We start from the raw sequence: 19,417 nt of genomic DNA on the forward strand, positions 1-19,417 counted from the left end.
CAAATTGCCGCAAACTTAAGCAGTTGAACGGATTTTCCCGAAATAGTGTTGACGGTCAGGCTCAATTGCGGTTTAATGCGCTCCGTTGCCCGGATAGCTCAGTCGGTAGAGCAGGGGATTGAAAATCCCCGTGTCCTTGGTTCGATTCCGAGTCCGGGCACCAAATTCATATCAACGGACCTCCACGGAGGTCCGTTTTTGCATTCTAAGCCTGCCAAAATCAACACTTCTACAATCCCTTAACTCCACCCAACTCAATCAACTTCAACCCGCATCAAGTCCCTTGCGAGGGTACAACTGAGGGTATAGTCTGATTCGATAAAATTTATACCCCTTTTCTATCAGGAGATACCGCCAATGGCGCTCACTGACGCTAAAATCCGCGCAGCTAAACCGGATGAAAAACCTTATAAACTTGCCGATAGCGGTAACATGTTTTTGCTTGTTCATCCTAATGGCTCACGCTACTGGCGACTCCGCTACCGGTTTCTGGGCAAAGAGAAAACGCTCGCTCTGGGGGTCTATCCTGAAGTCTCGTTATCAGAAGCAAGGGAAAAACGCGATACGGCGAGAAAGCTGATAGCTGAGGGAACTGACCCGTGCGAACAGAAACGGATAAAAAAGTCAGTCCCAGAAACAGCTCAGACATTTGAAGGCATCGCAAGACAGTGGCATAAGAGCAACAAAAAATGGTCAGCCTCACATAGTGAGAAGATACTGAAAAGCCTCGAAACTCATGTGTTTCCCTTTATTGGCTCACGTGACATTACCACCCTCAGAACTCCCGATTTACTTGTTCCAGTAAAGGCAGCCGAAGCCAAAGAGATCTATGAGATTGCAGCGCGCCTTCAGCAGCGTATCACTGCAATCATGCGCTATGCTGCCCAGTCAGGTATTATCACCTATAACCCTGCCGTGGATATGGCTGGCGCGTTAACTACGGTGAAACGCCAGCACCGCCCCGCTCTTGCACTGAATCGCATTCCAGAGCTTCTTGGACGCCTGCATGCCTACAGAGGCCAGCCTCTTACCCGACTGGCCACCAGACTCACCCTGCTTATCTTCATCCGTTCCAGTGAACTACGCTTTGCCCGGTGGTCTGAGATCGACTTCGAAAAAGCCATGTGGACCATTCCTCCTGAGCGAAAAACCATTGAGGGGGTCAAGTATTCTCATCGTGGCTCAAAAATGCGTACAGAGCATCTGGTGCCGCTCTCCCGCCAGGCTCTAGATATTCTGAAGCAAATTCAGGCTATCAGTGGTGAGCATGAACTTATCTTCACTGGCGACCACAATCCGTGGAAACCCATGAGTGAAAATACGGTGAATAACGCACTACGCCTGATGGGCTACGATACAAAAGTCGATGTCTGTGGTCACGGTTTCAGGGCAATGGCTTGTAGCTCATTGATTGAATCAGGTCTTTGGTCGAGGGATGCTGTTGAGCGCCAGATGAGCCATCAGGAACGTAATGGTGTCCGCGCAGCTTACACTCATAAAGCGGAGTTTCTTGATGCAAATGATGAGAAATCAGTAAGCCCCTTTGACTTTGCGAAACTTCACTAAGGATAGTGGTTCGAATTAAAAACAGCCTGGTAGGAGGGGGAACGATGCATTGGTATGCTGACTACTCCTATGGGCAAGAAGATACTTATAAAACTACACTGGTATAAAAGCTCAGCCCATAAACGGGCTGAGCCTCAGAGTATCCCTTTTTTTTGTAACCCTCAGAGCTTTACCCAACCATACCTGGTGCTCAGGAGATATAATCTAGACTACTTCATCTCTACCTAATTCGCTGTCATAGGGGTTAGAATACGTAAAGCTTGCCTTGCAGAACCAGTTCTGATAAATCGTTGTAATCATATACTAAAAATACCATTAAAGCTGATGAGCACACACTACCGTCTTTATCCTCCTTTCCTGTATGTCCAGGAAGAACAGAACTTTTCCGATACGTGGGAGCGTTTCTGTTGCACTTTACTGAATCTTAATCATAAAACCGATGAGGTTTACGTTCGTAATCCGCCCGAGCAAGGGGTGGATCTGTATTATCCTTCTGCCAAAATCGCTTACCAGTGCAAAAGTATTGAATCAGGCAAGAGTGGCGATTTTAATGTTAGTAAGGCAATTAATTCTATCAACGCTGCCAGAGCCATTCAGGATCAACTCGGATGGGAAAAGTATATTCTGTGTGTTAATGTCGCCATCAGCGGCAGCGCCGAGAAGAAATTAAAAGAATGCCTGCCCGATATTGAAATCATGAGTGAATCCCGGTGGGTACAGCTTAGTAGAACATTTTATACTGAAACAGAAAGCTACTTCAGAAAACTCGTCGATATACCAAGAAAGCGTGTTTATGATGCGATTGGTAATACGTTTATCAGCCAGTATTCAGACCAACTGAAAGCTCAGCTTGATTCCTCATCCTTTGACATTTTTTTATTTTCGAATCAATACGACAAAACATTCAGGGTTTCGGTATCTGATAAATTTACCGTGAATGATTTGCTGGGAATCTTCCGGCATTTTTTCCGTCTTCCGAAATCAGCTGAATTTGCTTCTGAAGAAATTCGTGTCAGTTTGAGCCATTCCCTCGTCTTTAATGGCCGTAAAACACCACTTAATAAAACGTTACAGGATGTGGGCATAACGCAGGGAGATGTTGTTACTTATTGGACTACGATGGTCTGGAAAGACCTTCATGGTCAGGAATTTAATGGTGACGTTATCCACATGATGGTAGGTGATATGATTCACAAAACTTCGCCAGCAATTATAATGATGCGTAAAAATAATGCACTAAGAAAATATTCACAGACGATCTACAAAAGCTTTAAGGAATTTGAAAACACACTGAGCTAAAAGTACATCCTCACTCATATAAAGTTAGCATTCACAGCTTAATATAACTGGTTGTCTGGACTGACCCCCGTAGACAAATTCTGTCCTCACCAAGAGGTCTGCCGGAAGACCTCTATAGTAGTGCCACACAGCTCTGCCATGTGGCCATGGACAGATTTACGAAGCTTCTTTTGCCAAGAGCTGCATGTTGAGTGAGCTTGTTGTCAAACCCGCTCTGTCGAACCGGTAGCGCATATAAGCCGAGATATCGTCCTCATGGGAGGAGACAACCAATTGGCAATGCTTGAGCTCACAACGGAGTAGATCGGTCAGGGATGCAACGTTGACTTCATCCAGGGATTGCGACGGGTCATCAATCAGGATTAGAGGCACCTGCGAATAGACTTTGTTGAGCGAGAGGAAGAAGGCAAGGCTAAGGGCGGACACTTGGCCAGAGCTCATGGACATAACTGCGTCGTGTTCAGACTTCTCCGCAGTCAGGAATCTCAATTGCGTACCTTCTCGGCTCTCGATAAACAGGCCCAGGCCACGCTGGTAGTTTTGGATCAGACGGCCACTGTAGATGTGGAATATGAACTCAATAGCCGAAATTGTCTGGTCGGTATAACTTTGCTCTGTCTTCTTCAGTGTACTGCGGAGCTTTTCGACTTTATCTTGTGCTTTTTGGGCTGCCTTAGTTTCTTTTTCGATAACTTTAAGATCGGTAATACAGGTTTGGAGCCTGGAATGTTGAGCCTCATTAGCTTTAATCGATATGTACTTCTCTTTGTCCTTCAGGTCTTCAGCCGTGACTATATAGAAGTCCTGTAGGTCTTTGAAAGCGCGGTTTGTGGTTTCTCGCCAGTCCTCCGGCAGCGCTAAGGCATCAGCTTCAACCTGTTTTTTATTTCTTAGAATCTCCTTAAGCTTTTCAAATCGCTCATCTACTACGTCATCAATTTCCGTGAATGCGTAAGTAAATTGAATATGTTCACTTTGCAGCTTCTCCAGTAGCTGGATAATTGCCGGGAGCCGAAGCTTAATTCTGCTCAGCGCTACATGAAGATTTGGTTCAAAGGTAGGCGTAAGAAGTTTCAGGCGGTCTTGTATGTGGGTGTTGATGAGTTTCAGCTCAGCGTCCATAGCAGCGATAAGGATAACTAAGCCTTTACCGTCCTGCCCTAGCGAATCAGAGATCTGCTTATTTTTTGCTTCAATGGCATCTACCATTGATTTGTGATCTTCCCAGTCAGCGCCACAGAGGGGGCACATCTTATCGTCGGGATAGGACTTTTTATGTTCCTCAAGCAGTTGCTTTTTCAGATGTTCCAATTCGGCTACGACGTTCGCATTGGTGCTGCTTTTTTCTACTAGTCTGTTTCGAGATTGAATTTGTAACTCAAACCACTCAAGGCGCCCATCTTCCCAGTTTGGTAGTGATCGGGCTTCTTCGACCTTGATGACCTTAGCACCGCGTTTGATGATGTTTGCTGAGCGCTCTAATTCATCAATCTCCTGCTTGATAGCTTCAAGCCCATCAAGCTTACCAAGGTCTTTACCGAACCGAGCCAGGCTTCTCAGTGATTCCTCGTTACGCTCGATGGCAGCATCGATTGTCTCGTTGTGAACCCTGGTTTTTATCGTGGCTTTGAGTGGCAGAAGGGCAATAATCTTACGAACTGATTCCTGGTAGGCTGCATGGTCTACCGCAGAATACGATGAGAACAGTATCTCCTTGTCCCATCCAGGTTGAACATCAGTCGTCGAGAGCTTTTTGTACTCAATGATCACAGCCTCTGCCTGCAAAGAGTCTCTTAGGGTGGCTATCTCTTCTTTAAGTGTTACAGCTTTTGCCGTGCGTTCCGGATTGTTGATGTACCTTGTAAGTTTAGTGTATATAGTGTTGCAGTTTTCGATCTCAGCTTCAACATCGCTGATATTAAAGAGGTTTCCAAGTTTCTCCTTACGTTCGTCTACCCGAGTGTGTAACAGTCGGTTTTGTCCTTGCTCGAGATAGTTAAGGAAAGAGAAGTTTTCCCTGAAATTTTTTCCGAAAATTTCGTCCAGGAAGTTGTTGTCGCGCAGATTGTTCTTGGTGAAATCAGATGATTCAAATTCTGGTAGCTCATAAAGCCTGAAGTTCCCATATTTGTCTGCACGATTGTTTGCTGGTTTTTTGAATATCGCCGCAGGGCAATGTCTGGCTAAAACAAGTTTGCGACCATCATTAATGAATTCAATCTTGATGCAGAGATCGTTATCGCCAGAGCGACTGTTCCAGAAGAGATTGTCTGCATAGTCTCTCTTGTTCCTGGTTAATAATGTATTGAATAGATTTTGTATTCGATTGATCTGGCCGGTAAGCAGCAGTTCGATTGCGTCGAAAATGCTTGTTTTGCCATAACCGTTTGGGCCGTCAAGAGTTAGCAAGGACGCCCCGCCAAGGTCCAATAAAATATTCTTGAATGCTTTGAAACTAGAGACTTCAATCCTGGATATTTGCCATTTCATTACGAATCATTTCCTTGATAAAGTCGCCAGCGTTTTTGTCTGTGACTTGCTGGATAGTCGAATATATATCGTTCAGGTCGGTTTCAGCTACAGCTTCAGCAGCTTGCAACCTCAAGGACACAAGGTTCCCTTGATGACTAGGTAGTTCTAAGAATGGAAGCTTGATAAAGGTCTTCGCAGCGAAACTGTATTGTGTGGCGACAAGAGGGTTTTCTTTATATTCAAGAAATTCCTTTTGGTCAGCAATCACCGTTAACAGTTTGTCATAGGTAAAATTAGCGAGCACGCTTTCTTCCGCAACACTGTAATAGAGGACATATTTTTTATAAAAGTGCGGATCTTCCTCAATTGCGAAGATTTCTTCTTCGTGATCCTTAAACCTGGCCAGAACATCAAGGCGATGAATACAAATCAAGTCGCAGTTTTTCTTAAAGCTTGGGTTTCTGAGAAATTCGTCAGGAGCAAGTTGATTGATTCTGTTATTTAGTTCGGCCGGATCCAGGAGATCGTCAAGATTATGTAGGACTGCGAACCTGATCGCAGATCCAGACTCGCGAATATAAAAGCTTGTGTTGTCCATGTCGAGTTTACTGACAAAGTCATGGGCCAGAAGTGCTTCATTAATTAGTTGTTTTATCATTCAGTCGTTCCTCCGCGTCGTCTTTTGTTATGACACTAATGCATAGCGACTTGGTGATGTTGCTCTCAAACTTTTCAGTGGTTTGCTTGTTGTCAAAGTCATCCGAGCTCGTGAATTTTGTATTAAAAGTGAATGAGGTTTCCGCTTTACTGGCGATTAAATGGTTGTACTCAAAAAGCAGTCTCAGCAGATCTCCGTTGTTTTTCATTTCACGGATCATGTCAAACTCACACTCTTCGCTTTCATCCACGTCAAGAGCGGTAGGTACGTAGAACCGATTTACGCTGTCAAGATAGTGCGGAAGATGGTTGAATATAGGTTCCATCGAAATAGCCTGTATCAGCTTGGTGTATCGCCTGATGTCGTTCTTCTGAACGTCTTGAAACCGCTCGGATGGTTTCATCATCTGGCAAAGGATTTTTAATTCTTTGATATGCGTTTTGCGAATATGCTCACTCAGAAGTCTGGCTCTCTCATAAGTGGCATCACTCATTGTTGGTAGCATCTGATCCAATCTTTCTTCTAAATGGGTTTGGAGCCTGGCCTTTAATTCAACTGCATAGTAATCCCTATTCTGGTAGGGGTTTTCGGTCAGCAGTTCAGTTAAAATACGCCTAGCCTTGATACGCCCCTCGTATGCGGCTTTGTCTTCTGAGATCCCGTCAACTTGATTCAATTTATGGTTATATATTGCCTTGGTGCTAATTTTTTCTGACAGTAAGCAGTAGTTAAAATTTATAAGGTTATCGCTGACAATGATTGACTGTTTTTCACATAATTTTTTTATGAGTTCTTTGGTCAGTCCTTCAATCTCATCCAAACCACAATGATAGTTGTCTCCATAGCGATAGAATTTTACTGTTTCTCCGCTAGTGCCTCTGTGATCGCCTGTCTCATCTAGCGGGACAGACACATGGAAGTAACGCGTTGTCCCCTTGATTTTATCGTGTTCGATTAAAGTTGACTGTTCCAGCGCCTTGATATAACCACTTCGATATTTACTTATCTTAGCTTTGACTTGATGGGCGGTGTGTAGTTTTCCGTTTTTATAAATAGCGAAGTCGTCACTGCTGTCTAGGCTGTGTCCCTTAATCGTTTGAGCTATAGTAACTGTCTGTTTCCACAACATATTGAACTATGGCTCGCTACGACCTTCCTGATGAAGCATGGATTATCATCCAGCCTTTATTGCCTGCTGAACCCGTATCTCCACGGGCCGGACGCCCATGGGCTGAGCATCGTAAAATTATCAACGGTATGTTCTGGGTGTTGTGTTCCGGGGCTCCGTGGCGTGATTTACCTGAACGATATGGACCATGGAAAACGGTTTATAACCGCTTTAACCGGTGGTCAAAATCAGGTGTTATTAACATTATTTTCAACAGGTTGCTTTCGCTACTTGATGCCAGCAATCTTGTTGACTGGTCTGCTACGGCGCTGGATGGCAGCAATATCCGGGCGTTGAAATGTGCTGCCGGGGCTCAAAAAAACATCCCGATATCGCCGGAGATAATGGGCTGGGTCGCTCTCGCGGTGGTTTTGGCACCAAAATCCATCTGGCGACAGACGGAAACGGTCTTCCGTTAAACATAGTGCTGAGTCCCGGACAGGCTCACGAAAGCCAGTTCGCGCAACGTCTTCTCGACGGTATTGGTGTTCAGCGCCAGAACGGCAGCATGAAACGCCGTGGCCATGCGGTACTGGCCGACAAAGCGTACTCCGGGCATGCGTTACGCAACGAACTGAAAAGCAAAGGTATAAAAGCAGTCATTCCCCGAAAATCAAATGAGAAAATGGCATTGGATGGGCGTTCACAGCTCGATCGTAATGCGTACCGCAATCGCAACGTTGTTGAGCGATGTTTTGGTCGCCTGAAAGAATACCGTCGCATAGCGACGCGTTACGACAAAACGGCGAGAAATTATCTGGCGATGGTGAAGCTGGGCTGCATCCGGCTCTTTTATCAACGACTATATAATTAAGGGACACAGCCTAGCTGCAGCTCGAAGTCCAGATCGTTATCGTGAATCAGTTTAAGGGAGTGATATAACGCAATTTTCCCTTGATAAACGAAACCGCTCCACGAGGATACGGCGCTGGCTGGATACTTCTCATCATCTTCTTGGCTCACATAACCTCCTTTTATCATTAGCAAGTCGTCAGTTATCATCGGCGTTGTTCTGCTGCCGCCGGTGGCCGTATCGCAAACCTCAGATACAAGTTAAAAAAAGTCCTCATCGAGTCCTTTATGAATCATTCCCACAACTTTATATTTTTAAAGGTTGTCGTTGCTGGCAAAGCCTGAATATCAATTCTCCCGGCAAGTTCTTCCGAGCGAGGAGCCCAGAGATTTGCATGTAAACGCATTGCAAGATGCGGAACTGGTGTGGGATCCCAACTGGCGCGCTCGTGCACAACTCTCCCATCTACAGACCAGACGATCCGGTCTGGTCGCCAGTCAATGGTATAGCGATGAAAATCCAGAGAGGCATCGAAACCAAGTTCTACACGATATGGGGACCCTCTGTATCCATAACCTAAAGTTGCTCCTTCGTCGCCAGGATTGAAATAGACATTCACTAACATGCTCTCAGGAGCATCACCCGCTATTTCAATATCTATCTCCTGCCTTGGTGAATCACGATGCAGAAAGAAGCCGGTGACCAGACCAGAACCGCGAGCAGCTTTAATTTCTGCCTCAAACCGCCCGTATTCAAAAGATTGTTTTGATGCGAAGGCTCCCGCACGGTACGGCCTGTTGCCGGTAGGTATTGCACTGATAGTTAGATGCGTACCGTCCTCATCGCAGACCAGGTTTTCTTTAGAAAACGAAGCCATATTGCCAGGAAAAGTTTCGACAAGCCCAATGAAGGATGGCGTTTCAGTCGCCATATCTGTACATAAAAGACAATTGCCCACAGGATGCATCTCATTACCTGAGAGGTGTGCTGGTCGCCACCCATATTGAGGAGGTAGTACCCAGGGTGAAACATCCAGTAAAAAACATGTTTCAGGTGACTCAAATTGATCCTGATGAGATAAATTACAGAGCCGATCCCACCTGAATAATCGGGATCCACGCGGTGCACCAATAGGGTACCCCTGTGCAGGCCTCGAAAGATTGAGCAGGGTACAAAGCGGATCCCACATTTGAAAATCAGACTTAAGGTCCGATAAGAATGCCGAGCGTAATGAAGGTAAAGACTTCAGTTCAAATTTAAACCTCTGTTCAGTCCCCGCCTCCACAATGAATTTTATTTCGGTCCTTGCAAGCACAGTATTAAAAGTTTCAGGATTGAGTGGAACATCAAGAAGAACATCAAATACCGTAAAAAGATTCAGCAATTCCTGGGGCTGGATTTCCTCTTCATCAGCATCGAATACACAAACCCGCAGCCCCAGCATAGCCAGCGCCATCGCCAGCCCCTCTCGTTGACCACCAGCAGTCCAGGCCATCACTGAACATGAGTCAATTTGATCCGGAGCCATCAATCCCGTACCGGCATCAACAATCCCTGCGCGGGCCAGGTAAGGAAGTACGGAATAAGCGTTATCGGAAGCACCATCCTGTCGTTGCAAAATAGCTGGCTTTGAGAGCGCAAGCGCGCCAAGTTCATTAAAGCGGTAGTTCATCCAGAGATCCACTGGACCAACCACGGGCATTGCCCGCAACAGAGCTGCCGCTCCATCGCGTGATAACACATAGCCAGAAAGAAACCACAGTCCTCTTACGGGCCTGAAGAGGTCACCACAGCAATTCATACGTTCAGCTGTTCCCCCTGCATCTTCATAAGACAGATACAGTAAATGCGGCCCGTGATCCTCTGAACACTCTCGTATAGCGGCCCGCCAGCCTCTTGTGATAGCCGCAACAGCCCCCAACCGAAACCATACATCGTCTTCAAGGACAAGAACATATTCCTTATCCCCGGCAGCAATAGCCTTCCATACCTCCACATGTGACCTTGCAACAGCAATCTCCTGCCTGGTCATTTTGATGGGTTCATCATTGCTGAAATGTGCCTCCAGCCTTGCATCCGGCTGGACATAAAGCTGATCACCAATACAGTAGACCGAATCAACATCAGCCGTTGCGGCACTCGCGCGACCATCCCTGGCATCCACGGCAGAAAACCGCTGTATGATAGAGGCTAGTGGAAAACCATCATAAGTCCGGAATCTTTTGAGCTCTCTGCTCAACCTCCGCCACCTGCCGGGTTGACGATCGAGATTAATAACAACAATTGAACCGATCATTTCGGGACCTGAACCGAAAACGGGGATCCTACGACCAGGAAAGATACTTATTATTACACGTGAGATTTTGAATAATACCTTGCGCAAAACACCTGAAGCATCCTGAAGGTTCATTAATTCTGTCCTTGATATGTGGGATCAGGCTGAGCCCATATTACGCCAGTTACGTTCATCATTACGGTAGGACAGATCCCAGCGCGTTTCTGCAATCTTTTCCCAATCACGTAACAATTCGAAATCGAATGACTTCCCTTCCCTTATCAATTTGTGAGCGTGTGCTGCCAGTGCAGCTGTGAAGTTCCCAGGCCCAGTTGTTGATTGAATTTCGGGAGAATGTACATCACTCAGTAGCGTTTCGGTCGCCCTAATAAGCGCACTCTGTAGAACCGGATGGCCTGCAGGGGCCACAATAGGGTCATTATTAATGTAAAAAATGCGCTCAGTCGTCGGTAAATCACTTCTCCAGATATCCACAGCAGGCACCATTGAAGAGGACTGAATGTCGTAACATAAAGGTTGTACTTTGAGTGTCCCATCATGGAAAAGATACTTCCAGTTGTCGCCAAGTAAAACATCGTCAGCATCAACGTATAATCCCCCCTCAGCAAGTAAAACGCACATACGCAAATAGTCGCAGCGCATTGCCGGATGATAGCAAAGGGAGAAGGCTTTACACTCTTTAGCGCCAAATCGTTCGGCAATATATGCCATTGCCGATTCATCGTTAAACATGCTACATTCAAAACCATCATCAAGAAGCCGATCCCAGCTTCTGAGACAAACCATAACGTCTTCCGGTACATTGTGCTGGTCATGCCAGTAGCGAATCAGTTTCCTGGGAATAAGGGGCGATAACTCCTGATTATCAGTATGTAATGAAGCAGGATGTTCCAGTTGCTGCAGCGTAAGATCCCGGATGAATGAAGAGCGTAAGTCGTCATCCTCTTCAAAACCCGTTCGATATGAATTCATACTCCCCCCTATTAAATCAACTTTTGTGAACAGCATACATGAAGTCCTCTCCAGATTTTGCCGCTCAACGATGAAATGAACTGGCTCAGGGTAGCTCTTTATTTTTCATAAAAACAACTGGCTTTCCTTGTATGCCTGATAACGTGATGATTCAATTAAAAGATATACCTGACCTTCTACCACAAACCCATCCAGGTGATGCTCCTGAACGTATACAGCCAGATCATTGATATTGTTTATAAAACCTTTCCCATTGAAGTTGAGGGATGTATTGCACAAGACACCATAACCAGTCCGATTTTTAAATGCTGAAAGTAATTTATGAAGATTACTATTTGTTGCAGTTGTAACGGTCTGAATACGCGCAGTACCATTAACATGCGTGACTGCTGCAAGGGTTTCAGTCTTTGCTCTATGCGTAAAGAGCATATATGGGCTTTCGTTATTACAGCCGAACCACTTTTCAGCGTCCTCCAAAAGACAAACTGGAGCAATTGGGCGAAACTGTTCACGTTGTTTGATTTCGTTTAAACGAACCCTGGTACTTTCCTGAAAAGGAGCAGCAAGGATGGATCTGTTGCCCAGCGCGCGTGGACCTATTTCATATTTTCCATTCACCCAACCAAGGATGAGATCGTTAGCCAGCATGTCAGCAATCTGATCATTGTCGACATTATAGACATCATATTTCTCTGAGCAGAATGTATTATCCGCTCTAAAATCTAATCCGCTGTAAACATCCCATTCAATCTTAGGATTACCTGTAAAATAGAACTGAGCATCAATCGCAGTGCCTATAGCAACACCGGAATCGTTAGCAACAGGAGGAACGAAAACTTCAGAAAAAAGGTTTGTCTCCCTCCATTTAGTATTCCAGTCACAGTTCAGGCCGCATCCGCCAGCAATAATAAGTGGTTGCCTTTTCTTTAAGTTGTCTTTTGCAAACTGATAAAAAACATTAAACAGTGCATCACTATATATCCCAGTAAAGTTACGAAATTCTTTATCGTCCAGACCAACATTATAGTGCGGAGCTTTTTCAATATTCGCATAGTCGCTAAGTTTTCTGGCAGGGCCATTCAACAGAAAGTCGATGAGTTCTTGTTCTTCCGGGGAGGCTATACTTCTCTTTGAAAAAGATGCCAACGCCATAAGTTTCCCGGCATCTGAGAAGCGAGGGTAGGCACTGTCTTTGGAAAAAACTGGATCGGCTAACCCATAAACAATACCATAGCGGTTACCAGGCTGATTTTGAACATCGCCAATGAGCGTTATATTCAGATCTGCATCTAATTCGTAGAATGCTCCGATTCCTCCTTCCCAAACCAAAGCATAACAGGATGTTCCTTTTGGTAAGTCTGACATGCCAAATGCACAAAGTATGTGTGCTCGCTCGTGAGAAGACGAATAATATTTAATTTTCTTCTTTAGGAATCGTCTTTCTGAAACCATGACATCTGTATCTGAGATGCCCCGATAACCAACGTTAATTTTCGAACCATTTAAATATTCATCATGATCCCTGGGCCACCATCCCCCTGCGCAAATTACATCTGGTATATCGTCGATTTCACCAATAGCATCTAATACGTTCGAAATACCAAGTGGAGAATAGCGATGGTTAGAATCTTTTTCTGCTTCAATAGACATAATTAATCGTCCATTATCCAGAAATGCTACAGCACCATCATGTCCTGGATTATAAGAGAGAATTTTCATTAATTCATAACCTCTATATGTAATTAAAAGTTAGTCATCCATTCTTACTTGTATTAATTTATAAATTTTCAACGCACAACATCGCTGGCTTTAACGATACACTTAGATGCGTATTTTTTGTTATTCATCAACCTCCTTCACACTGGAATCGAAAATCGTTTTCCTGTTATGAAACTTCTTAATTTTCAGCCGACTGGCCTGAGTTTTAACTGCTGCCACAGTTCGGTGGGGTAATTTTTTGGCAACTTCTGAACCTGGATAAGGATAGTATTCTCGCAAAATTTCAATTTCTTCAGGTGACCAGTTCTGGGATTCTCTTATCCCCATTTTATTGGCCTGTACACCGATTGCTCCCTTAGTGCGTCCCGGAAGTAGGGCTTGTACACGCGTTATCCATGCACCAGAACCGTAATGGGCCCGCAATATTTCCAGTTCCTGCTCTGACCAGGGAACGTTGACGGTTTCAGGTCGCTTTGCCAGGCCCATTTTTCTGACCATATCAGCGACGCCCTTGGCACTTCGGCCCAGCGATGCCGCTATTCTCGCAATGGGCACACTGCCATGATGCGCCTCAAGATTCCGCAGTTCCTCGTCGCCCCAGGAGGCGTTCGTCACGCCCATAAGGCTTGCCTGAATGCGAATTGCATATATTGTTCTCCCTGGCAGAAGCGAATGAACAAACATAATACCCTTGTAATAATTCACACGAATAAGCGCCAGTTCCTCTTCCGTCCACACCGGAGGCCGGAGAGTGGATAACCCTAATTTTCGCGCTACTCCTCTGACGGCTCCTGCGCTTCTCCCCAACGTATCACCAATGTCCTGAGCAGAAAATTTTCCATAATTATTTTCAATAAAACTCATCTCTTCTACCGTCCATGGGGACAAATGGTTTCGGCCTCGCCGCGTCTTCTCTGGCATCGGTTCTTATCCTTACTCCGGTGATAGCTCTGTAGCAGATTCTGTCAGCAGGCAGGGACAGTAATCTGATCAACCCAGTGTATTTTTACACAATAACAGAATGCGGGTACTGGCCTACTGATCTGCCGTCACCGTCGAGTAGCTACTGATTAGCTGCTTCAGGCGCAGCTCTGTCTGGATTTTTTGCGCGGACGGGATCATCCCTGAGTTTTCCCGAATGCTCATCTGCCGCAGCTGTTCTTCAACGGGCACAGTTTTACTGAATGCCTGGGTAGCAGCAAACACCTGTGATTTCAGCTCGCTGACAGTAATATACTTTCCTTTTTGCCTATCCAGGGTATTGAGCTGTGCCGTCAGATCCTGCAGTTTGAGCATACCCTCATGCCATCCATTCATTGCATCAGTTGACAATGTTGTGACGTTAAGCTGTTGCTGCCACTGCTGTGTCAGAGGCTTAGCCTGCTCCGGCCACAACGACTGAACCTGTTCGATAAGTTTTCTGGCGTAAGTGATATTCCAGTCAGGAGGTAATTTATCCAGCCGGGTAAGCTGCTGCTGTGTCTGTGCGATAAGATCCTGCGGTAACGGTCTTTGCTGACGCAACATCCCCAGTTGTTCAGACGTGAGAGGTGCAGGGAACGGAGCCAGTGAAGCAGCAAGCTGAGTCTGTAGAGGGTCTGGACGGTGTAGAAAATGCCAGCTCCACGCTGAGACTATGCTTATCACCAGCATGGTACACATGCCGGCAGCGAAGGATTTCCACTTTTTAACCGGAACAGGCATTGTCGACAGCACTTCCACATTCGACTGCGGTTCCGGTTGCGCAACGTAAACCCACTTCACTGCACTCTCTGGCTTATCTTCATCTGGTCCACCAGCAAAGTCTCCCGTGGATGCTGTCGCATCATTCATCACGGTGGCAGGCAATACGATACCAGGCTGAATGCTAGACCCGGTAGTGGTTATGCCATCGCTATTTTCCAGCCGAACAGCACTGTTGTGCATCAGGGTACGCAACGTATCGAGCTGACTCAGATGCTTAAGCTCCAGACGCTGCAGTACCTCCCCCAGACCTGTAAGCAGTTGCTCCGCCCGGTACAACTGGCTGAGGTTGCTGTAATTCAGCGGGAGCGAGCGCATTCGTTGCTGCAGACGCTGACTCAGACTGCTGAGAATTTCCATGCGCGCATGGACTGGCTGAGGCCACAGTGCCCCCCACTGATGGCTTATCAGGGCCTCGAGTATCGTCAGCCCTTCATTGAGCCCGAATAAGCCAGCCAGTTGCGTACGCGCAAGCGTATACCAGGCTGCCGTCTGCAACTCAACACCGTTCTGCTCAAACAGTGAGAGACAGAGTTTTTCGACATAATGCCAGTTCACATCCGGACGCGCCGGATGCGTCAGCTTACTCAGTTCATCACGTAAGGCGGCATAATCCGGTAGTGTGCGCGGGTCACCGCCGGTTTTGATCTTACGTTGGGTAATGTCATTCATGACCAGTTGTCCATTCTGACGCGTTCGGGAATAGGGATGATTAACGCTTATGCAGCTTCGCTTTCTACATATTCGAGACTCTGCAGGTAATGCAGCGCCACCGGGTCAGCAATATATTCAACCTGCCCGTGGTGACGCTCCACCTCATCGATAATTCTGCTGAGCTCGACCCGGAAAAATTCCTTACGCAGGTTAACCCTGTTGATACGGTAGCTTTCCAGATGGTCGTGAAGTGTCTTTTCAAGCGCGGGGGCATCATCACAGGAAATCATGGCGTGGACGTCAAAATCAAACGGCACGGCTGCCCCGCTCAGTTCTTTCACACGCTCCATAGGCTCCAGTCGTCGGGTCATGCCGATTTTGAAGACGTTTTCACCGAAGGAGCCGATATTCGAAATCACATACACATGCCCCTGTTTTGTAAGCTGGGCCATGGATTTGGCGCGTTCATACTGCTGATGCACATCCTGGATTTTCTGCTCCAGCGCCAGACGCTGTCTTTCCAGCTCTTCCCTGTGAGCACCTTCAGCAGCGAGCAGGGCTTCTTCCAGTAAACGCTGCTGCTCAGCAAGGCGTTGCTCCTCCTCTTCAGCTTCGCGCTGCTGCTGCTCCAGCTCATCCTGACGCTGTTTTTCTTCCCGCATCTGACGCTTGAGCTCAGCCTGATATTCTTTTTCTTCCTGCGCTTTTTCCAGCATGGCGACCTTATCCAGAAACTGCTGTTTTACGCCTTCCCAGTCGGCGTTATCCTCAAGTTCCAGAAAGGTGATTTTCTCGCTAATGGCAGCGTAAGCCTCTTTTTCCTTCCTGAGCTGGTCGTACTTGCTTTGCCAGTTATTTACCGTGGTGCCGGAAAGCAGTGTTTTGACTTTGAATTTATACGCGGAGTCCACAATACGCTGCAGTGCGCGGGAGGCTTTGTTTCTGGCATTGTGAAAGTCATCCCACTGGCCGGAAAGCTGTTTCTTTTCCTGATACAGGCCGCGAGCCACTTCAGTACTGACCGTTTCTTCAAAGGCTTTCTCTTTCTGTGCCAGGTCAGACGCAGCCTGTTCGAGCTCCGCGGTTTTCTTCCGGAAGCCCCGGTAAATGAAAACCCGCATTATCAGCGCAACTGCTATCAGTAAGCCAAAGAACAGACCGATTACGCCAGCCGGATTAGAAACAAATTCAATAAATTGCTCATTAAGATTGATTAATGCTCTTACCGCGACATAAACACCCCAGGCAATTGCGCCAAGAATAACTAGGATGATACCTGCTGCATTGTCATCTTTTTTTCTTCTTGCCATGTTTTATTTCTTTCCTTTCTTATGTTTACCCTGACGATTTAATATGAATAATGGGAAGAGAATCTTTTTAATACTGATTCCCAGAGCAAATCGGTAAATGAGTGTATCCGGGCTTGCTGGCCATATAGAGGGGAGCGCATGTGGGCTGTCGGGGTTGGGTACTGACCGGCTCGTCGTTTTCTGCAACACTTTGCGGCTCCTGCTTTTTCGCAGTTGTCACTTTTTTCGCCTTAGCTTTGCGGGTGGAAGTGGACGGTTTTACCGGATTGCTGGTTGCTGAGGAACCATACCCGGAACAGAATCGTTTCGACTGACTCAGACTCCCGTCATTACAGACAAAGCGTCCATCCGATGTGCAGTGCGCTATACCGCCTTTTGAACCTGAGCAGGGCTGCCTTCCACGCGCAGCATCAGCCTGTGCCGTAAAAAGTATTCCTGAAACCAGAAGGAAGATTAATTTCCTCATTTCCATATCCGTAATTTATTCCGTAATTTTGTGGCTTTGTTCTCCGTCAGCCATTAACTGTTTCGCCAGGTAATTATGCAATGACTGACAGGCAAAAAAAATATATAACTATTGCTCATTCCAGTTGCACTATGGAAGGAGCGCCAGAATCAAACCAAAAAAAGTGCTCTCATCAAAACCCTGCCCTGGGCGGGATAAAACACCAGGCGGAATAAAGGTCCAGTTGTTCACCATTACTGACCGCATGAATAAACGTCCCAGTGAAGTCGTATGCCTCCCATCATGGAAAGTCGCCTCCACGCACCCGGTCACACCCTGACCATAAAGGAACGCCGGCACAAATTTTACAGACCGGTCGTCGATACGCAGAACGAGGGCGGTAATCTCAAAAGCCCCGTTCTCCACCAGCAGATCCGTAACGGATGTATTGTACGCCTCCACGCTTAGTCCGGTACCTTCCAGCCACACGTCCATCTGCTCCTTAAGTTGCGTCATTCGCAGGCAAAACTCAGCTATATCGGCCTGACTCTTACTGACAGATGAAGCCGGAGCAGACTGTCTGGTCTGCAATTTATCGAGAAACTGTGATTTTACTGACATGATGCTCTCTGGCCTTACAGACGGGTTGCAGTATCGATATACTGCTGTTGCTTAAGATGGCGTAACATTACCCGCCCCTCCGGCATAAACTCAGTGCCATAGCGCACCAGACCAATACCGCTAAGTTCTGCATCAATGGCGTAGCGGAGCTCACCAGGAATTTCCTGATCAAGCAGTAGCACCTCAATAGACTTCAGGCGCGGCTCATATTTCAGCAAGACCGCAGACAGCGTCGACATCAGCTTATATGCGGTGCCGGGAAGCCCCTGTAGAATGGTGGTCATATCCGGCAGGCCATAGTCCGGCAAATGCGCTAGCGTGCCTGCACGGCAGTTAAGGATCCGTTGCATGTTGTCCAGAACCGACAAAATGACCTGATTTTCTTCACTGATATGCTGAAGGTCGAGATCACCGACAAAATTGCCATAAAGCATCTCGCATAATGAGGGCGAATTGCGCGGCATGATCAATTTCCCTCATCAGGAGCTATGTCAAACACGCTGCCGCCATCATCCCTTTCCAGCAGTGACCAACGGGCCGGGTGCTTCTGACCATTCTTATCTTCATACTGCGGCATAAACTGCCCAACGCGGGTTTGGGTGTACTGCGTCGCCCCGTTAACAATGGAGGCCCATCGACCGTCAAACGGTGATGTTTCGCCACTCCAGCAGGTGATCCTGACCGGCTCCCAGGACTTACCTTCATCGTCTTTATCCAGCGCAGCACTGGCTTCATCGAAACGCCTGTACCATTTCGAACTGGACTCATCATCGAACTGGAAATTCTCGTGTTCGGAGTAGAAATGCAGAGAACGCTTACCATCAAAGCGAACAGGCTTAATTATCTGGTTTACTTTCACCAGTAATAGCGGTAATTCTTCCGTCTGCACCTCACCCAAACCAGGCGGTAACGCTCCAGCCTTTAGGATAAGTCCCCCATCATATGGCAGCAGTTCAATTTCCGGAGTCTGTTTCAGACGATGAGCCAGCCTCTCTGCGCCACCGAGTTTATCCACCCATGAATTACCCAGAATCGTATACCAGCAAACACTTTTCAGATTGTTGACGACAACTCTGCCATCAAGTGTGCCGATAGAATCCACCATTACACCCGGAAAACGCTGGGCCAGTTTGTATTCGTAGGGGAACATACGATGAAATTCGTAAGGCAGAATAAATGAAAGGCCTGCATAACCACTTTCAACACAGAAGGTACTGCAAAGCCACATCAGCCAGGCCTGATAACGCTCCCTGCCATCAGACTCTTTCAACAGTGAGAACGGAAATACCAGTTTAATAACGGAGCGATCAGTATCATTGCGGAAAATTCTTTTGCCCATGATGAGTATTTCATATTCGGGGGCATGATAATCTGTCGCTTCACTTCCCAGATACCAGGAAAAGATCTCTTCCGGAGACGAGTCCAGGATAGCCTGTCGCTTTTTTTGATAGTTTTTTTCCGTAATCCCAACCCATTTTGGTGTCAGCGTTTTCTTCAAATATGGTTTGAATTCGGCATAATAGCGATCTACGCACCCCACCATTTTCTGACGCACTTCTGGCAAATAGCCATCTTTAAAAAATACGGTGATTATCAGCCCGAGATTCACCGCCTGACTACCATCCTTATACTTCACGGACGCTTCCGGCAACCATTTTTCAATATAGTTCAGTTCTAAATCATTCAGTTCCATTATCGTTC

17 protein-coding genes and 1 tRNA gene are annotated in these 19,417 nt (G+C 46.6%); 4 read left to right on the forward strand and 14 right to left on the reverse strand.

The window, feature by feature from the left end:
- The first annotated feature begins 87 nt into the window (after positions 1-87).
- The 3 genes from NL510_RS21635 to NL510_RS21645 all read left to right on the forward strand — a co-directional run bounded on the left by NL510_RS21635 (position 88) and on the right by NL510_RS21645 (position 2,865).
- Positions 88-163 (forward strand) — tRNA-Phe (locus NL510_RS21635).
- 194 nt (positions 164-357) lie between these two features.
- Complete coding sequence (locus tag NL510_RS21640; protein WP_253380253.1) at positions 358-1,566, forward strand: tyrosine-type recombinase/integrase; 1,209 nt, start codon at positions 358-360, stop codon at positions 1,564-1,566.
- 324 nt (positions 1,567-1,890) lie between these two features.
- Positions 1,891-2,865, forward strand: a complete 975-nt coding sequence (locus tag NL510_RS21645; RefSeq protein WP_253380255.1) for a ubiquitin family protein — start codon at positions 1,891-1,893, stop codon at positions 2,863-2,865.
- Positions 2,866-3,021: 156 nt separating this feature from the next.
- Here the strand turns inward: NL510_RS21645 and NL510_RS21650 are convergent, their stop codons facing one another.
- The 3 genes from NL510_RS21650 to NL510_RS21660 are packed head-to-tail and all read right to left on the reverse strand — an operon-like array spanning position 3,022 to position 7,124.
- Complete coding sequence (locus NL510_RS21650) at positions 3,022-5,355, reverse strand: AAA family ATPase (protein WP_253380257.1); 2,334 nt, start codon at positions 5,353-5,355, stop codon at positions 3,022-3,024.
- Complete coding sequence (locus NL510_RS21655; protein WP_253380259.1) at positions 5,330-5,995, reverse strand: ABC-three component system middle component 1; 666 nt, start codon at positions 5,993-5,995, stop codon at positions 5,330-5,332. Before NL510_RS21655 ends, NL510_RS21650 begins: the two co-directional genes overlap by 26 nt.
- Entirely contained in the window at positions 5,976-7,124 is a 1,149-nt protein-coding gene (locus NL510_RS21660; protein WP_253380262.1) for an ABC-three component system protein, read from the reverse strand. The genes NL510_RS21655 and NL510_RS21660 overlap by 20 nt, the downstream gene beginning before the upstream one ends.
- 8 nt (positions 7,125-7,132) lie before the next feature.
- Here NL510_RS21660 and NL510_RS21665 point away from each other — a divergent pair.
- A protein-coding gene (locus NL510_RS21665; RefSeq protein WP_253376809.1) for an IS5 family transposase occupies positions 7,133-7,977 on the forward strand; the annotation gives its coding sequence in 2 pieces (ribosomal slippage) (positions 7,133-7,478 and positions 7,478-7,977; 846 coding nt in all).
- On the opposite strand, the gene NL510_RS21670 is transcribed toward NL510_RS21665, so the two are convergent.
- The 11 genes from NL510_RS21670 to NL510_RS21715 all read right to left on the reverse strand — a co-directional run bounded on the left by NL510_RS21670 (position 7,974) and on the right by NL510_RS21715 (position 19,409).
- Positions 7,974-8,126, reverse strand: coding sequence for a hypothetical protein (locus NL510_RS21670; RefSeq protein WP_253385078.1), 153 nt, complete (start codon positions 8,124-8,126; stop codon positions 7,974-7,976). The two genes, NL510_RS21665 and NL510_RS21670, sit on opposite strands and share 4 nt — an antisense overlap.
- A 122-nt stretch (positions 8,127-8,248) precedes the next feature.
- Positions 8,249-10,366 carry a family 16 glycosylhydrolase gene (locus NL510_RS21675; RefSeq protein WP_253380264.1) on the reverse strand — a complete coding sequence of 706 codons (2,118 nt, stop codon included), beginning with the start codon at positions 10,364-10,366 and terminating at the stop codon, positions 8,249-8,251.
- A 24-nt stretch (positions 10,367-10,390) separates the two neighbouring features.
- Positions 10,391-11,260 (reverse strand): glycosyltransferase, encoded by an 870-nt coding sequence (locus tag NL510_RS21680; protein ID WP_253380266.1) that lies wholly within the window; start codon positions 11,258-11,260, stop codon positions 10,391-10,393.
- Positions 11,261-11,329: 69 nt separating this feature from the next.
- Positions 11,330-12,943 carry a carbamoyltransferase C-terminal domain-containing protein gene (locus NL510_RS21685; protein ID WP_253380268.1) on the reverse strand — a complete coding sequence of 538 codons (1,614 nt, stop codon included), beginning with the start codon at positions 12,941-12,943 and terminating at the stop codon, positions 11,330-11,332.
- Between the two features lie 120 nt (positions 12,944-13,063).
- The gene (locus NL510_RS21690; protein WP_253380270.1) at positions 13,064-13,807 is read right to left on the reverse strand and encodes an SANT/Myb-like DNA-binding domain-containing protein; all 744 of its coding nucleotides are present in this window, start codon (positions 13,805-13,807) and stop codon (positions 13,064-13,066) included.
- 171 nt (positions 13,808-13,978) lie between these two features.
- On the reverse strand, positions 13,979-15,358 hold the full coding sequence (locus NL510_RS21695) for a VasL domain-containing protein (protein ID WP_253380272.1): 1,380 nt from the start codon (positions 15,356-15,358) through the stop codon (positions 13,979-13,981).
- 47 nt (positions 15,359-15,405) lie between these two features.
- Positions 15,406-16,650, reverse strand: a complete 1,245-nt coding sequence (locus NL510_RS21700) for a GIY-YIG nuclease family protein (RefSeq protein WP_253380274.1) — start codon at positions 16,648-16,650, stop codon at positions 15,406-15,408.
- Between the two features lie 67 nt (positions 16,651-16,717).
- A complete protein-coding gene (locus NL510_RS23125) occupies positions 16,718-17,116 on the reverse strand; it encodes a YdcA family protein (protein WP_436298708.1) in 399 nt (132 codons plus the stop codon).
- Positions 17,117-17,245: 129 nt separating this feature from the next.
- Positions 17,246-17,716, reverse strand: a complete 471-nt coding sequence (locus NL510_RS21705) for a hypothetical protein (RefSeq protein ID WP_253380275.1) — start codon at positions 17,714-17,716, stop codon at positions 17,246-17,248.
- A 14-nt stretch (positions 17,717-17,730) separates the two neighbouring features.
- Positions 17,731-18,180, reverse strand: coding sequence for a type VI secretion system baseplate subunit TssE (gene tssE / locus NL510_RS21710; RefSeq protein ID WP_253380277.1), 450 nt, complete (start codon positions 18,178-18,180; stop codon positions 17,731-17,733).
- A 2-nt stretch (positions 18,181-18,182) separates the two neighbouring features.
- Entirely contained in the window at positions 18,183-19,409 is a 1,227-nt protein-coding gene (locus tag NL510_RS21715) for a DUF3396 domain-containing protein (RefSeq protein ID WP_253380279.1), read from the reverse strand.
- Positions 19,410-19,417 lie beyond the last annotated feature (8 nt).

The organism is unidentified bacterial endosymbiont (genome assembly GCF_918797525.1).
Lineage (GTDB): Bacteria > Pseudomonadota > Gammaproteobacteria > Enterobacterales > Enterobacteriaceae > Enterobacter.

Coding starts and splice junctions, on each gene's coding strand:
- NL510_RS21640 (WP_253380253.1), top strand. CDS start 358: ATGGCGCTCACTGACGCTAAAATCCGCGCAGCTAAACCGGATGAAAAA.
- NL510_RS21645 (WP_253380255.1), top strand. CDS start 1,891: ATGAGCACACACTACCGTCTTTATCCTCCTTTCCTGTATGTCCAGGAA.
- NL510_RS21650 (WP_253380257.1), bottom strand. CDS start 5,355: ATGAAATGGCAAATATCCAGGATTGAAGTCTCTAGTTTCAAAGCATTC.
- NL510_RS21655 (WP_253380259.1), bottom strand. CDS start 5,995: ATGATAAAACAACTAATTAATGAAGCACTTCTGGCCCATGACTTTGTC.
- NL510_RS21660 (WP_253380262.1), bottom strand. CDS start 7,124: ATGTTGTGGAAACAGACAGTTACTATAGCTCAAACGATTAAGGGACAC.
- NL510_RS21675 (WP_253380264.1), bottom strand. CDS start 10,366: ATGAACCTTCAGGATGCTTCAGGTGTTTTGCGCAAGGTATTATTCAAA.
- NL510_RS21680 (WP_253380266.1), bottom strand. CDS start 11,260: ATGCTGTTCACAAAAGTTGATTTAATAGGGGGGAGTATGAATTCATAT.
- NL510_RS21685 (WP_253380268.1), bottom strand. CDS start 12,943: ATGAAAATTCTCTCTTATAATCCAGGACATGATGGTGCTGTAGCATTT.
- NL510_RS21690 (WP_253380270.1), bottom strand. CDS start 13,807: ATGAGTTTTATTGAAAATAATTATGGAAAATTTTCTGCTCAGGACATT.
- NL510_RS21695 (WP_253380272.1), bottom strand. CDS start 15,358: ATGAATGACATTACCCAACGTAAGATCAAAACCGGCGGTGACCCGCGC.
- NL510_RS21700 (WP_253380274.1), bottom strand. CDS start 16,650: ATGGCAAGAAGAAAAAAAGATGACAATGCAGCAGGTATCATCCTAGTT.
- NL510_RS23125 (WP_436298708.1), bottom strand. CDS start 17,116: ATGAGGAAATTAATCTTCCTTCTGGTTTCAGGAATACTTTTTACGGCA.
- NL510_RS21705 (WP_253380275.1), bottom strand. CDS start 17,716: ATGTCAGTAAAATCACAGTTTCTCGATAAATTGCAGACCAGACAGTCT.
- tssE (WP_253380277.1), bottom strand. CDS start 18,180: ATGCCGCGCAATTCGCCCTCATTATGCGAGATGCTTTATGGCAATTTT.
- NL510_RS21715 (WP_253380279.1), bottom strand. CDS start 19,409: ATGGAACTGAATGATTTAGAACTGAACTATATTGAAAAATGGTTGCCG.